Source organism: Mobilicoccus pelagius NBRC 104925, assembly GCF_000247995.1.
Classification (GTDB): Bacteria; Actinomycetota; Actinomycetes; order Actinomycetales; family Dermatophilaceae; genus Mobilicoccus; species Mobilicoccus pelagius.
The window spans coordinates 127,436-140,277 of record NZ_BAFE01000027.1 but is presented as its reverse complement, the minus strand read 5'-3'; the positions used below and the strand labels follow the sequence as shown (position 1 = coordinate 140,277).

The following is a 12,842-nucleotide window of genomic DNA, read 5'->3' as shown; positions in this document are numbered from 1 at the left end:
GCCTCATCACCCGCGGCGGGTCGGCGAGCCCGGGTCCTGGGAACGACGTGCGGATCGCGGCTCGTCCGGCCCACCCGGCTCGGCCGGGGCGGGCGGGCCGACCGCCGCACCCATGAAGAACGTCCACGCGGGCAGGCCGGTGAACGCGAGGAGGAAGAGCCCCACGAGGAACGCGACGTCGAGCGTCGAGGTGCCCGCCCCGGGATCCTTGGGGCCGGCAGGGACGAGGAACGCGGTGACCACGGCGACGACCGCCACGGCGAAGACCGTCATGAGGGAGACGAGCCCGGCGAACCACCACCGTGCGGCGCGCCCCCGCCACACCGCGCCGCGCCGGGTGCGGTGGTGGACGGCGGTCGTGCCCGCGACGACGAGGAGGACGAAGGCGAGGAGGGCGAGGAGGTCGAGCCCCCGGCCCGACAGGTCCCCCACCTCACCGAACGCGAGGACGGCGACCCCCGCCGACGCCAGCGTCGACACGACGACGACCGCGAGCGCGCGAAGCGCGACCTCGCCCCACGGCCGCGCGATCTGGGCCGGCACGGGACTCATCCCACCACCTCCTCGGCCCGCACATCGTAGGCGGACCGGCTCCCGCTCCGGCCGACGCCGGCCGACACCCTCCCGGCGTCGCCGACGGACACGGCAGGGCGTCGGAGCGCCGGGAATCGCAGCCTCCTGCGGAAAAGCGGGCCCAAGGTCATGGACTGGGGACCCCCCGGGATGGTCTCGTGGGGGGACGAGCAAGTCCCCGTCGAGGGATGGCCTCGACGGGACGTCAACGAGGAGGTCCCATGTCTCTTCAGCACGACACGGAGGCGGCGACGCCCGCAGGCGACGACGCGGTCGAGGTCGTCCGGCAGGTCGCCCACCCGGTGGGTGAGGTCTGGGCACGGCTCACGAAGAGGGAGGGCATCGAGGCCCTCCTCGGCGAGGGCGCGATGCTCGGTGGGAAGGGCGACCCCTGGCGTGCCGCCGATGGTACGTACGGCGTCACCCGCAGCTACCACCCCGAGGAGCAGATCCGCGTCTCCTGGCACGCCGACGACGACGCGCCCGCCACCCTCGTCGACCTCCGGATGAAGAACGAGGGTGACGGCAGCCTGCTCACCCTCCGCCACGAGCATCTCGACGCCTCCGCCGACCGCGAGGCCCTCACCCGACGCTGGGAGACGGCGCTCGACCGCCTCGTCCAACGCTGACCCCTCCGACGCGAGACGGGCCTGCCCCACGATGGGGGCAGGCCCGTCGGCCGTCTCGCACGTTCTGCCGGTGTGGGCGTCCTCACCGGCCGCACCGAGTCCGGTCACCTCGACCGGCTCGCTCGCCGCGTCGCCGCGGCGCCGGGTCAGAACTCCTTCTCCTTCTCCTTCGCCTCGCGCTCGAGACGCTCCTCCTCCTCCCACGCCGCGGTACGATCGGCCGTGCTCTGCAGGGCGTTCTGCGCCGCCTCCCGCGTGGGGTAGGGGCCGAGGAGGTTCTCCTTCGGGGAGGTGTGCTCGTCGTCCTCCACCTGATGCGTCTTGATGTTGAACCAGAACGACATGGGGATCCCGCCTCTCGTGATGCGAACTCGTCCCGCCACTGTAGGCCGCGAGGGGCGCGGGAACAGGGCGAACACCGTGTCGGAGGGTCCGCCTACAGTGGAGCCCATGCCCAGCCCCGCCATCACCCCCGGCCGTGTCGGCCCACGCCGCCCCGTCCCCGCCTCCATCCCCCGCCCCGAGTACGTCGACCGGGACGCGCCCGCGCCGTACACGGACGGTGAGGTCAAGGACGCCGCCACGATCGAGGCGATGCGGCACGCGAGCAAGGTCGCCGCACGGGCCCTAGGGGCCGCCGGAGCGGCCGTCGCGCCGGGCGTCACCACCGACGAGCTCGACCGCATCGCCCACGAGTCGATGATCGGCGAGGGCGCCTACCCCTCTCCCCTCGGTTATCGGCACTACCCCAAGTCGTGCTGCACGAGCGTCAACGAGGTCGTCTGCCACGGCATCCCCGACGACCGTCCCCTCGCCGACGGCGACATCGTCAACATCGACGTCACCGCCTACATCGGGGGTGTCCACGGCGACACGAACGCGACGTTCCTCGTCGGTGACGTCGACGAGGAGTCCCACCTCCTCGTCGAACGCACGCAGGAGGCCCTGCGCCGTGGCATCAAGGCCGTCATGCCGGGCCGTCAGATCAACGTCATCGGCCGCGTCATCGAGAGCTACGCCAAGCGGTTCGGCTACGGCGTCGTCCGCGACTACACCGGCCACGGCATCGGCACCGCGTTCCACACCGGGCTCGTCATCCCCCACCACGACGCCGCGCCCGGGTACGACACGATCATCGAGCCCGGCATGACGTTCACGATCGAGCCGATGCTCAACCTCGGCACGCCCGAGACGACCGAGTGGGACGACGGCTGGACGGCGCTCACCGCCGACGGTCGTCGTTCGGCCCAGTTCGAGCACACCCTCCTCGTCACCGAGCGTGGCGCGGAGGTCCTCACGCTCGTCGACTGACGGCCGCCACCTCCGTACGCACCGGACACGACCGGGCCGCCCGTCGAGGACCGGCGCTCGGGGATCGACACCCCCTCCGGGGGGTCCGCGTGGTCGGCATCACGTCTCCGGACGAAGCCGATGGAACCCGTTCGGGCAGAGCAACTCTCGCGCCCGCGCGGCTCGATGCCGAGCGCGCCGGACCGCTTGACGACGACGACGGCACGTCTCGTCACCTTGCCGACCTATCCTGTTCGCCTCACGTCCACGATCGAGGAGTCACGACCTATGACCCGCAGCCCCCTCCCGCTCGGTATCGACATCGGCGGCAGCGGCATCAAGGGAGCCCCGGTGGATCTCGAGACCGGCTCCTTCGCGGCCGACCGGATCCGCATCGAGACGCCGGGCGCGTCCACCCCCAAGGCGGTCATCAAGATCGTCAAGGAGATCGCGGGCGAGTTCGAGTCGCAGTGCGGCGACGGCCCCGTCGGCGTCACGGTCCCCGCCGTGACCTCCGGTGGCGTCGTCCACACCGCCGCCAACATCGACAAGGGATGGATCGGCGCCGACGCCGGCGCGATGCTCACCGAGGCGCTCGGCCGCCCCGTCCACCTCCTCAACGACGCCGACGCCGCGGGTGTCGGCGAGATGCAGTACGGCTCCGGTCGCGGAGCCCAGGGCACCGTCCTCGTCGTCACGCTCGGCACCGGCATCGGGTCCGCCCTCTTCGTCGACGGCATCCTCGTGCCCAACACCGAGCTCGGCCACCTCGAGATCGACGGCCACGACGCGGAGAAGCGCGCCTCCAACGGCGCCCGCGAGGCCGACGACCTCTCGTGGGAGAAGTGGGCCAAGCGACTCCAGCGGTACTTCCGCCACGTCGAGAACCTCTTCTGGCCCGACCTGATCGTCATCGGCGGCGGTATCTCCAAGAAGTCCGACAAGTACCTGCCGCTCCTCGACATCCGTACGCCCATCGTCCCCGCCACCCTGCGCAACGACGCGGGGATCATCGGCGCGGCGTGGATCGCGACGCAGAAGGCCGGCCGGCCCGGACGCTGATCCTGCGCTCCCGTCGGCCGGTCGACCCATGCCGACGAAAGCCCCACGAAGGGGCGGGTGCCGACCAGGCGCCCGCCCGTTCGTGGCCCCGATCGTCGTCACCGAGGACGATCCCATCGCCACCGCGCTCTCCCTCCTCGGCAAACGCACGCACCGCACGGCCCTCGTCGTCGATGCGGACCACCGGCCCGTCGGCCTCGTCACCGAACGCGATTGCCACGAGGTCGACCGGTACGCGACGGTCGCCGACGTCTTGCGGCGCAACCTCTTCACCCTCCTCGCCGGCGTCGACCTCGACGAGGCGTACGGGGCGCTCGAGTCGAACCACCTCGGCCTCGCGCCCGTCTTCGAGGACGACCGGCTCGTCGATGTCCTCACCCGCACCGGCATCCTCCGCTCGGCGATCTCCCCCCTCCCCCCTCCCTCGACCCGAGGGGCGACTCGTGCTCGGGGCGGCCGTCGGCATCAACGGTGACGTCTCGGGACGCGCGGAGCGACTCCTCGCCGGGAGCGTCGACGTCCTCGTCGTCGACACGGCCCACGGCCGCCAGGAGAAGATGCTCGACGCGCTCGCCGCCGCCGTCGCGGTTCGAGACGCCCATGAGGCCCGCACCGGCTGCCCCGTCCCCGTCGCCGCATCCCCGTCGCCGCGGGCAACGTCGTCGCCGCCGAGAGCACCCACGATCTCGCCGAGGGCGACGCCGACATCGTCAGGGTCGGTGTCGGCCGCGCCGTCCGTGCCCGCACGAAGGAGCAGTCGTCGTCCGCCCGGGCGCGGTCCGCACTCTTCGAGGAGGGCATCTCGAGCTCGCGCATGTACCTCGACCCCACCGCCGGAGGCGTCGAGGACCTCCTCGACCGTATCGTCTCGGGGGTGCGCAGCTCGTTCACCTCCGCGGGAGCCCGTACCATCGGCGAGTTCCACTCCCGGGCACGCGTCGGTGTGCAGAGCGCGGCCGGGTCCGACGAAGGGAGACCTCGTGCCACGTCCTGGTGATCCGTCCACGTCCGCCCGTGGCCACGGGTCGATGCGTCGCTCCGGGGCGCCGCGGCTCTGCGTCGTCACCGAGGTCGTCGACCTCACGCCCCGCCTGCGGCGGGTGCGGTTCCGCAGCGACGACCTCGTCGGCGTCGAGTCGGTGAGCCCGGCCCAGCGCGCGACGATCGTCCTGCCCGAGGGGCGCACGTTCGGGCCCGAGGGCGTCGAGTCCGAGGAGTACGCCGGGGCGCGTCGCCGCCGCCGCACCTACACCCTGTGCGACCTCGATCCCGCCGCGGGCACCGCGGCCATCGACCTCGTCCGCCACGGCGAGGGCATCGCCGGACGCTGGGTCGAGCGCGTCGAGCCGGGCGACGAGTTCGTGCTCTCCGGGCCGATGGGCAAGTTCCACCTCGACCCGAGCCACACGCGCTACCTCCTCGTCGCCGACGAGACGGCCCTGCCCGCGCTCCGCGAGATCCTCGCGCAGCTCCCCGCCGGTGCCTCCGCCGAGGTCCACGTCGAGGTCGCCGACGAGGCCGAGAAGATCGACCTCCCCTCCCCCGCGACGACCGACGTGACGTGGTGGCTGCACTCCGAGCACGACGGCGACACCGGGGAACTCGTCGGCCGCCTCGCACCCCACCTGCGCACCGCCGGGCCCGGCGTCGTCGTCTGGGTGGGCGCCGAGGCCGAGGCGGTGACGACGCTGCGCACGCACCTCCTCACCGAGGCGGGCGTCGAGCGCGCACTGCTCGACGCCGTGGCGTACTGGCGCCGGGGCCGCGCCGAACGCTGACGTCGGTGGTTGACGCGTCCCCCACCGCTCTTCTAGGCTGAGAACTCCCGAGGGGAGTACTCCGTCAAGCTGCCGCCGGTCATTGCGCGGGACCACACGTCCCGTTCGGCGCACGCCCGATCCGGGTGGAGGAGACCTCGCACCGTCGACCACGATGCGAGGAGTGCATGACCCCCCTTCCGTCCACCCTGCCCGCCGCGCCCCTGTCCTCCGCGGCGCCGCCGACCACCGGCGTCACCACCATCGCCGACCCCACCCTCTGGGCGATCACCCTCGCGGGCATCCTCGGCCTCGTCGCCTTCGACGTCGCCCTCACCCGCCGCCCCCACGAGGTGACGATGAGGGAGGCCGTCGGCTGGTCGGTCTTCTACCTCGCCCTCCCCCTGCTCTTCGGCGCCTGGCTGTGGCGGGCCCACGGCGGTGAGACCGGGCTCGAGTACCTCACCGGCTACCTCGTCGAGAAGTCGCTCTCGGTCGACAACCTCTTCGTCTTCATCCTCGTCCTCTCGGCCTTCGCCGTGCCGCGGGTGCTGCAGCAGCGGGTGCTCCTCATCGGGATCATCGGGGCGCTGGTGCTCCGCGCCGTCTTCATCGCCGTCGGCGCCGCCCTCATCGCACGCTTCTCGTGGATGTTCCTCCTCTTCGGCGTGATCCTCCTCGTCACCGCGTGGGGCGTGTTGCGGGACGCGCACCAGGGCGGTCACTCCGTCGACGTCGACCAGCTCCCGATCGTCCGCCTCACGCGCCGGTTCGTGCCCGTCACCGACGACTACCGCGGGGCTCGCCTCACCGTCCGTGACGCCGGACGCCGCGCCCTCACCCCCCTGGGGCTCGTCGCGATCGCCATCCTCGGCACCGATGTCGTCTTCGCCGTCGACTCGGTCCCCGCCGTCTACGGCATCACCGGCGACCCCTACCTCGTGTTCGTCACGAACGCGTTCGCGCTCCTCGGCCTCCGCGCGCTCTACTTCGTGCTCGAGGGCGCGCTCGGGCGGCTCCGGCACCTCGGGTACGGCCTCGCCGTGATCCTCGCGTTCATCGCCGTCAAGCTCGTCCTCCACTGGGCGCACGGCGTGTGGCCGGAGGTGCCGACCGTGCCGACGCTCGCCTCGCTCGGCGTCATCGTCGGCGCCCTCGCCGTGACGACGGTGACGAGCCTCGTCGCCGACCGCCGTGTGCGGACGGCGAGGACCGATACGGTCGAGGCGGACTCCCGCGCCACCGTCGACGCCACGCGCCCCTGACGTCGGCCCGGCGGGGTGGGCACCACGAGACGCACGGAGGCGGGACGCATCACGCGCCCCGCCTCCGCGGTCGTCCTCGCCCGGCGCCCGGTCAGGTGTTCCGGAGCGCCTCGACGAGTTCGTCCTTCGTCATCGTCGACCGGCCCTCGACGTCGAGTTCCCGCGCGCGATCGCGCAGTTCTTCGACGGTCCAGTCCTCGTAGGAGCCTGCCTTGCCGCCCTTGCGGCCGACGTGCTCGCGGGAGGTGTTCGCGGCCGCGTTCGCGATGGCCGCGGACTTGCTCTTGGAGTTGCCCTCCTCGCGGAGCTTCTCGTACAGCTCCGGATCCTTGATGGGATCGGCCACGTCTCAGCCCTCCGTGTCGACCGTGCGCGGGTGGGTCATGTCCATCGGCACGACCCAGGCGTCGAACTCGTCCTCGGTGAGGAACTCGAGCGCGAGGGCGGCCTCCTTGAGGGTCGTGCCCTCCTTGTGGGCCTTCTTCGCGATCTTCGCGGCCTTGTCGTACCCGATGTGCGGGTTGAGGGCCGTGACCTGCATGAGGTTGCGCGACAGGTTGTCCTCGATGCGCTCCGTGTTGGGCTCGATGCCGACGGCGCAGTGGTCGGTGAACGCCCCGAACGCGTCGCCGAGCAGGCGGATCGACTCCATGACCGCGTGCGCCATGACCGGCTTGAACACGTTGAGCTCGAAGTTGCCCTGGCTGCCGGCGAACCCGACGGTGGCGTCGTTGCCGAAGACGCGCGTCGCGACCATCGTCAGCGCCTCGCACTGGGTCGGGTTGACCTTGCCCGGCATGATCGAGCTGCCCGGCTCGTTCTCGGGGATCGTGATCTCGCCGATGCCGTTGCGGGGGCCGGAGGCCAGCCAGCGCACGTCGTTGGCGATCTTCATCGACGCCATCGCGAGCACGCGCAGCGCGCCGCTCAGGGCGACGAGCGCGTCGTGGGCCGCGAGCGAGGAGAACAGGTTGTCGGCCTGGTGGAACTCGTGGCCGGTCTCCTCGGCGATCTTCTTCGCCGCGAGCTCACCGAACTCCGGGTGCGCGTTGAGGCCCGTGCCGACCGCGGTGCCGCCGATGGCCAGGGCGAGCACACCCTTCTCGGCCTCACGCACACCGGCGAGGGCGAAGTCGAGCTGCGCGACCCAGCCGCTGATCTCCTGGCCGAGCGTGATGGGGGTGGCGTCCTGCAGGTGCGTGCGACCCACCTTGACGACGTCGGCGAACTGCTTCGCCTTGGCGTCGAGCGTGTCGCGCAGCTTGGTCGCGTTGTCGTAGAGGTACTCGTGCAGGTCGAGCACGACGGCGATGTGCATGGCCGTCGGGAACGTGTCGTTGCTGCTCTGGCCGCGGTTGACGTGGTCGTTGGGGTGGACCGGGCTCTTGGAGCCCATCTCGCCGCCGAGGATCTCGATGGCGCGGTTGGAGATGACCTCGTTGGTGTTCATGTTGGACTGCGTGCCGCTACCCGTCTGGAACACGACGAGCGGGAAGTGCTCGTCCAGGTCGCCTGCGACGACCTCGCGGGCGGCCTGCTCGAGCGCGTCGAGCGCTGTGTCGTCGAGGGCGGAGAGCTCACCCAGCTCGCGGTTGGCGCGGGCCGCACCCAGCTTGAGGTGCCCCAGCGCGCGGATCATCGAGCGGCCCCACACGAACGTGTCGCGTCCGATGGGGAAGTTGCCGATGCTGCGCTGCGTCTGCGCGCCCCAGTAGCGGTCGGCAGGCACCTCGAGGGCACCCATGCTGTCTGTCTCTGTTCGCATCGTCATACCGCCACCCTAGGAACGCCGATCGCGCGCCGCACCCGGGGGACGGGAGGTCCCGGCGGCGGTGTCGGCAGGCTCCCCCGGCGTGTCGACTGCCGCCGAGGTGCCCGCGGGCCGTAGGTGGGAGGCGTCGAACCACCGCACGGCCAGGCCTGATCCACCGTCGGACGTCGTGTCGACCAGCGCGACGAGCACCTGCCAGCCCGACTCCGTGCGCCGTTGCTCGACGACGAGCCCCGGGGCGCCCTCCGCACCGACGAACACGAACGGGCGCCGCCGCGGCGGGACCGACGTCGCAGGCCGGGCCGACCTCGACGGCACCGCGGGGCGACTCGGAGCAGCGCCGGCGGCGGTCGGCGAAGCGGGTGGCCGAGACGCACCGGAGCTTCCCGACGCGCCGGGGCTCCGATCACCGATGGGGACGCCGAGCGCGCCGCGATTGGGGTATCCGCCTGCCATGCGGAGCACCCTGACACCGCGCACCGACATCCCTTCGGCTCACGAACCTCCGGGCCACCGGGCCACCGGGCCACCGGGCCACCGGGCCACCGGGCGAGGATGAGGTGAGGGCTCGGCACGGCGACCGCCGGGCCGCTTCCCCGGCTGCGATCTGGGTCGGGAAGTGGTGGGGGCCTCAGGCGCCCCTCTCGATCTCGCGGCAGGCGTCGAGAAGGACTCGTCGCATCGCGGCGCGTTGGGCGTCGGCGGGCCAGTGCTCGGGATGGGTCGAGGCGATGAGCGACAGGCCCTCGACGCCGACCTGGAGCCGGTCGACGGCCTCCTCCCCCGCGCCGTCGAGGCGCGCGTCGAGCGAGGTCGGCAGCGGCAGGCCGCACGCGTCGGCGACGGCCGATCGGCACACGAACCGCTCGCCGGCCCACCCCTGTTGCCGCAGCCCGTCGAGTCCTGGATCGGTGCGGGCGCGCGTCATGAACGCGAGCCACACGACGACCTCGACGGCGCGTTCCTCGTCCATCGGCAGCAACTGTTCGAGGACCAGGCACGCCCGGTCGAGACGCTCCGCCCGCGGCCCGGCGTCTCGCGCGTCGACACCGGCGTAGAGCCCGGCGATGCGCTCCCCCACCCGCTGCGCCATGATCTCGCCCGCGAAGGCGAGCAATTCCTGCTGGGTGGCGAAGTAGTGCCGCACCGCGCCCATCGACCAGCCGGACTCGGCCGCGACGCGACGCACCGTGGCGGCCTCGATCCCCTCGCGGCCGACGAGCGCCCAGACGGACCGCGCCAGTTCCTCGCGGCGCGCGGCGTGGTCGACGATCTTGGGCACGACCGGATTCTCGCACACTTGCACTGCGACCCTTTCTCATGCAACTGTGCGGCCATGTTTTCACACAGCCGTGCCAAAACCGCCGGGGGGCTCCGATGACCCCCACCGACCTCGTGCCCCTCGCAGGCCTCGCCCTCGTCGACAGCACGAGCTTCGGCACCCTGGGCATCCCGGTGTTCCTCCTCGCCCGCGAGCGCGTCCACGTGCGGGCATTCCTGCTCTTCCTCGCGACCCTCGCCGGGTTCTACTGGGCGCTGGGCCTCCTCCTCCTCGGCGGGGCGGACATGCTCACCCGCACACTCGCGGGAGTCGCCGACCTGCCCGTGCTCGGGTGGGCCCAACTCGCGGCGGGCGTGACGCTGTTCGCGCTCAGCTGGACCGTCGACGGGAACGCCACCCGCCGGCGCACGGCACGCCGCGCCGCCTCGGGGGTCGAGACGGGCCCGACCCGGCGGGAGAGGTGGCAGGCCGCCCTCGTCGACGACCGGCCGCGCGCGCGGGTCGTCGTCGCGGTCGCCCTCGGTGCGGGGCTCGTGGAGGCCGCATCGATGCTGCCCTATCTGGCGGCCGTGGGGATCATCGCCGCGGCACACCCCGGGCCGGTGACCGTCGCCGGCGTGCTCCTCGCGTACGTCCTCGCCATGGTCGCCCCCGCGCTCGCCCTCCTCGCGCTCCGCCTGGTCGCTCGCCGTGCCCTCGACCCGCTCCTGCGGCGGCTCGGGACGTGGCTCGACCGCAACGCCGACGACATCCTCGGCTGGGTCCTCGGCATCGTCGGCCTCCTGCTCGCCGCCGACGCCGCCCAGCGACTCGGATTGCTGCAGTTCGGCTGAGCACACCGCGCGCGGCTCGGCCGGCAGCCTCAGGCGCCGTCGACGACGGCGCCGATTTCCTCGCGAAGTCCGCCGGAGCGTTCCTCCTTCGCGGCCTCCTGCTCGGCGCAGGCGGCCTCGCGACGCTGCGCCTCCTCGCTCGCGCGGGAGACGGTGTCCTTGATGTGGGGCACCTGGCGGGCCGGTTCGTCTCGGTTGGCCGTGACGATCTCGACCCCGTCGGGGGTCACGCTCTGTACGACGTCGAAGGGTGCGAGGAGGTCGGCGACGGCGACGAGTTCGTCCTCGCTCGGGGCCCGGTCGAAGCCGAGGACGAAGCGGACGTGCGTCGGGACGGCCTCGCCGCCGACCGCGACGCGTTCGTCGACGTCGACGACGTCGCTCAGGGTGAGCGGGGCTGAGGTGTCGGCGTTCTCGGGCGACGACGGGGCGGCTGCTCTCATGCCCCTCCTGTCGACCGCGCAGCGCCGCACCCGAGCACACCGGGGCGGATCGGTGACGGGTTCCGTCGTCCGCGCAGGCGTGTCGGGTGCGTCGGTCAGGCGAGGGTCGCGTGGAGCACCCAGAGGACGAGCGAGAGGACGATCGTCGCCGTGACGAACATCCACTCCCCTGTGACGAGCGTGGACAGGACGGGCCGCCTGGAGGCATAGCGGTCGCTGCGGTCGACGGGGTCGACGACGGGGTCGTCGAGCCTGCGGGCGCGTCGCCCGAGGACGACGGAGGCCGCGAGGAGGACGAGGCCACCGATACCGGCGACCGTGGCGGGCAGGGCGAACGCCGGGTCGCGCCACAGGACCGGCAACATCGCGGCGATGGCGATCGTGCCGCCGAGGGCGAGCGCCCCGCCGATGCCGTGGTCGAGGAGCGCCCGCAGATACCGGACGAGCAGGGCGACCGCGACGACGAGGAACACCGCGGCGGCGATCCCGCCCCACGTGACGGGGACCCCCTCGCCTTCGAGCAGCGCGGTGACGGCTCCGGTGGTGAGGGAGAACCCGGCGAGGCCGACGACGACGGGCGCCATGACGGTGGCCCATTCGCGGATGGTGTCGCCGGTGCGATCCTCCTGGGGGAAGGTGAGGGACGCGGCGTACTCCCTCGGGTCGCCGAACGCCTCGCGGGGTGTCTCGCTGCTGTCGGCGCAATGGGACTCGACGGAGGCGACCGCGTCGCCGATGGCGGCGCCCTTGACGTCGCGGAGGCGGAGTTCGACGACCATGTCGTCGATCCACCGGCGGGTGTCGGTGTCGCTGTGGTTCATGATCCTGCTTCTCCGATGAATGTCGTCGTGAGCCGGGCGAACTCGCACCACTGCGCCGATCTAGCGGCGAAGTCTGCGCGGCCCTCCGGCGTGAGCTCGAAGTACTTACGGCCGGGCCCGCCCTCTCCCTGCTCCCATTGCGTGACGACGAGCCCGGAGGCGTCGAGCCGGCTGAGGAGCGGGTAGAGCGTGCCGCCCTTGATCGACCCGAGCCCGGCCTCCTCGAGCCGGGTCCCGATCGCATACCCGTAGGTGGGCCCGTCGAGGAGGATCCGCATCACCGCGAGGACGAGCGGTCCCCGGAGCCAGTCCCCGGGCCAGGTCTGATCGGCCATGACTAGATCGTACGGCTAACTAGTCAGGCTGTCTACCTACATGCGTGCATGACCGCCGAGGACGCCGTGGTCGACGGCGGACGGCGAACGTGGGCACATGCCTCGGCACACCGACGTCACTCGGCGGCGAGAGCAGTGCGGAGCGCGACCCGGGGCGGGGAGGGCCGTCGACCCCCGCGCCTGCTGTCCGGGACGGTCGTCACCGGTGCCGGGGCATGTCCGAAGGGGTGGGTGGATGAGTCGGCCGATACGCCGGGTTCTGTCGTTGAGCGGCCATCCATCTAGGCCGTACGTTGCCGCACGGCTCGAGCGACCTACCCGTGTGCTCGGGCGGGCAGCCCTCGAACGCACACTGTCTGGTCTTGCTCCGGGTGGGGTTTACCGAGCCGCCCCCGTCACCGGGGGCGCTGGTGGTCTCTTACACCACCGTTTCACCCTTACCCACGCCTCCCCGCGTACGGGTGGTTCGTGGGCGGTCTGCTTTCTGTGGCACTGTCCCGCGGGTCACCCCGGGTGGCTGCTGGCCACCACCCTGCCCTGTGGAGCCCGGACGTTCCTCGGCGACACCCGAAGGTGCCGACGCGACCGCCTGGCCGACTCATCCACGCGCGAGTCTACCGGCCCGCCACTCCCCCGCTCACCACCCGCACGCCGCACGCCCGACCCCGCAGGACCCGGGGCGCGCGCCCCGGCGGTGACACGACGGAGCCGCCGACCCCGCGAGGGGACCGACGGCTCCGTGTCGACAGGGCACCGACGGGGTGACCCCGCCGAATGCCGT

16 protein-coding genes, 1 other RNA gene and 1 pseudogene are annotated in these 12,842 nt (G+C 72.3%); 9 read left to right on the top strand and 9 right to left on the bottom strand.

Going from position 1 to position 12,842, the window contains the following annotated elements:
- Window positions 1-6: 6 nt before the first annotated feature.
- Window positions 7-552 carry a hypothetical protein gene (locus MOPEL_RS04840; RefSeq protein ID WP_040632914.1) on the bottom strand — a complete coding sequence of 182 codons (546 nt, stop codon included), beginning with the start codon at window positions 550-552 and terminating at the stop codon, window positions 7-9.
- 242 nt (window positions 553-794) lie between these two features.
- Here MOPEL_RS04840 and MOPEL_RS04835 point away from each other — a divergent pair, with 242 nt between their 5' ends.
- Window positions 795-1,202, top strand: coding sequence for an SRPBCC family protein (locus MOPEL_RS04835; RefSeq protein ID WP_009481738.1), 408 nt, complete (start codon window positions 795-797; stop codon window positions 1,200-1,202).
- A 146-nt stretch (window positions 1,203-1,348) separates the two neighbouring features.
- Here MOPEL_RS04835 and MOPEL_RS04830 read toward each other — a convergent pair whose 3' ends face one another.
- Entirely contained in the window at window positions 1,349-1,546 is a 198-nt protein-coding gene (locus tag MOPEL_RS04830) for a hypothetical protein (RefSeq protein WP_009481737.1), read from the bottom strand.
- Between the two features lie 106 nt (window positions 1,547-1,652).
- Here MOPEL_RS04830 and map point away from each other — a divergent pair, with 106 nt between their 5' ends.
- The 7 genes and pseudogenes from map to MOPEL_RS04805 all read left to right on the top strand — a co-directional run bounded on the left by map (window position 1,653) and on the right by MOPEL_RS04805 (window position 6,576).
- Complete coding sequence (gene map / locus MOPEL_RS04825; protein WP_009481736.1) at window positions 1,653-2,513, top strand: type I methionyl aminopeptidase; 861 nt, start codon at window positions 1,653-1,655, stop codon at window positions 2,511-2,513.
- A gap of 267 nt (window positions 2,514-2,780) precedes the next feature.
- On the top strand, window positions 2,781-3,554 hold the full coding sequence (gene ppgK / locus MOPEL_RS04820) for a polyphosphate--glucose phosphotransferase (RefSeq protein WP_009481735.1): 774 nt from the start codon (window positions 2,781-2,783) through the stop codon (window positions 3,552-3,554).
- Window positions 3,555-3,636: 82 nt separating this feature from the next.
- Window positions 3,637-4,029, top strand: a complete 393-nt coding sequence (locus tag MOPEL_RS18390; protein WP_009481734.1) for a CBS domain-containing protein — start codon at window positions 3,637-3,639, stop codon at window positions 4,027-4,029.
- A pseudogene (locus MOPEL_RS18385) lies at window positions 3,998-4,069 on the top strand (hypothetical protein); the annotation flags it as partial. The gene MOPEL_RS18390 and the pseudogene MOPEL_RS18385, both read left to right, overlap by 32 nt.
- A 299-nt stretch (window positions 4,070-4,368) precedes the next feature.
- Complete coding sequence (locus tag MOPEL_RS19075; RefSeq protein WP_009481733.1) at window positions 4,369-4,551, top strand: IMP dehydrogenase; 183 nt, start codon at window positions 4,369-4,371, stop codon at window positions 4,549-4,551.
- Window positions 4,535-5,332 carry a siderophore-interacting protein gene (locus MOPEL_RS15740; protein ID WP_141631183.1) on the top strand — a complete coding sequence of 266 codons (798 nt, stop codon included), beginning with the start codon at window positions 4,535-4,537 and terminating at the stop codon, window positions 5,330-5,332. Before MOPEL_RS19075 ends, MOPEL_RS15740 begins: the two co-directional genes overlap by 17 nt.
- 167 nt (window positions 5,333-5,499) lie before the next feature.
- Window positions 5,500-6,576 (top strand): TerC family protein, encoded by a 1,077-nt coding sequence (locus MOPEL_RS04805; RefSeq protein WP_009481731.1) that lies wholly within the window; start codon window positions 5,500-5,502, stop codon window positions 6,574-6,576.
- 91 nt (window positions 6,577-6,667) lie between these two features.
- Here MOPEL_RS04805 and MOPEL_RS04800 read toward each other — a convergent pair whose 3' ends face one another.
- From MOPEL_RS04800 to MOPEL_RS04785, 3 genes are all read right to left on the bottom strand, one after another.
- Window positions 6,668-6,922, bottom strand: coding sequence for a DUF7218 family protein (locus MOPEL_RS04800; RefSeq protein ID WP_009481730.1), 255 nt, complete (start codon window positions 6,920-6,922; stop codon window positions 6,668-6,670).
- Between the two features lie 3 nt (window positions 6,923-6,925).
- Entirely contained in the window at window positions 6,926-8,347 is a 1,422-nt protein-coding gene (gene fumC / locus MOPEL_RS04795; RefSeq protein WP_009481729.1) for a class II fumarate hydratase, read from the bottom strand.
- Between the two features lie 631 nt (window positions 8,348-8,978).
- Window positions 8,979-9,629 carry a TetR/AcrR family transcriptional regulator gene (locus MOPEL_RS04785; protein ID WP_169316279.1) on the bottom strand — a complete coding sequence of 217 codons (651 nt, stop codon included), beginning with the start codon at window positions 9,627-9,629 and terminating at the stop codon, window positions 8,979-8,981.
- Window positions 9,630-9,724: 95 nt separating this feature from the next.
- Here MOPEL_RS04785 and MOPEL_RS04780 point away from each other — a divergent pair, with 95 nt between their 5' ends.
- Complete coding sequence (locus tag MOPEL_RS04780; protein ID WP_009481726.1) at window positions 9,725-10,462, top strand: GAP family protein; 738 nt, start codon at window positions 9,725-9,727, stop codon at window positions 10,460-10,462.
- Between the two features lie 29 nt (window positions 10,463-10,491).
- Here MOPEL_RS04780 and MOPEL_RS04775 read toward each other — a convergent pair whose 3' ends face one another.
- From MOPEL_RS04775 to rnpB, 4 genes are all read right to left on the bottom strand, one after another.
- The gene (locus tag MOPEL_RS04775; protein ID WP_009481725.1) at window positions 10,492-10,905 is read right to left on the bottom strand and encodes a hypothetical protein; all 414 of its coding nucleotides are present in this window, start codon (window positions 10,903-10,905) and stop codon (window positions 10,492-10,494) included.
- A gap of 95 nt (window positions 10,906-11,000) precedes the next feature.
- Window positions 11,001-11,726 carry a hypothetical protein gene (locus tag MOPEL_RS04770; protein ID WP_009481724.1) on the bottom strand — a complete coding sequence of 242 codons (726 nt, stop codon included), beginning with the start codon at window positions 11,724-11,726 and terminating at the stop codon, window positions 11,001-11,003.
- Window positions 11,723-12,061 (bottom strand): PadR family transcriptional regulator, encoded by a 339-nt coding sequence (locus tag MOPEL_RS04765; RefSeq protein ID WP_009481723.1) that lies wholly within the window; start codon window positions 12,059-12,061, stop codon window positions 11,723-11,725. Before MOPEL_RS04765 ends, MOPEL_RS04770 begins: the two co-directional genes overlap by 4 nt.
- A gap of 232 nt (window positions 12,062-12,293) precedes the next feature.
- Window positions 12,294-12,662: RNase P RNA component class A (gene rnpB, locus MOPEL_RS15755), an RNA gene on the bottom strand.
- Window positions 12,663-12,842: the final 180 nt, after the last annotated feature.

Bases quoted from the DNA above. Each gene is read 5' to 3' on its own strand.
- MOPEL_RS04840 (WP_040632914.1), bottom strand. From the start codon at position 552: ATGAGTCCCGTGCCGGCCCAGATCGCGCGGCCGTGGGGCGAGGTCGCG.
- MOPEL_RS04835 (WP_009481738.1), top strand. From the start codon at position 795: ATGTCTCTTCAGCACGACACGGAGGCGGCGACGCCCGCAGGCGACGAC.
- MOPEL_RS04830 (WP_009481737.1), bottom strand. From the start codon at position 1,546: ATGTCGTTCTGGTTCAACATCAAGACGCATCAGGTGGAGGACGACGAG.
- map (WP_009481736.1), top strand. From the start codon at position 1,653: ATGCCCAGCCCCGCCATCACCCCCGGCCGTGTCGGCCCACGCCGCCCC.
- ppgK (WP_009481735.1), top strand. From the start codon at position 2,781: ATGACCCGCAGCCCCCTCCCGCTCGGTATCGACATCGGCGGCAGCGGC.
- MOPEL_RS19075 (WP_009481733.1), top strand. From the start codon at position 4,369: ATGTACCTCGACCCCACCGCCGGAGGCGTCGAGGACCTCCTCGACCGT.
- MOPEL_RS04805 (WP_009481731.1), top strand. From the start codon at position 5,500: ATGACCCCCCTTCCGTCCACCCTGCCCGCCGCGCCCCTGTCCTCCGCG.
- fumC (WP_009481729.1), bottom strand. From the start codon at position 8,347: ATGACGATGCGAACAGAGACAGACAGCATGGGTGCCCTCGAGGTGCCT.
- MOPEL_RS04780 (WP_009481726.1), top strand. From the start codon at position 9,725: ATGACCCCCACCGACCTCGTGCCCCTCGCAGGCCTCGCCCTCGTCGAC.
- MOPEL_RS04775 (WP_009481725.1), bottom strand. From the start codon at position 10,905: ATGAGAGCAGCCGCCCCGTCGTCGCCCGAGAACGCCGACACCTCAGCC.
- MOPEL_RS04770 (WP_009481724.1), bottom strand. From the start codon at position 11,726: ATGAACCACAGCGACACCGACACCCGCCGGTGGATCGACGACATGGTC.
- MOPEL_RS04765 (WP_009481723.1), bottom strand. From the start codon at position 12,061: ATGGCCGATCAGACCTGGCCCGGGGACTGGCTCCGGGGACCGCTCGTC.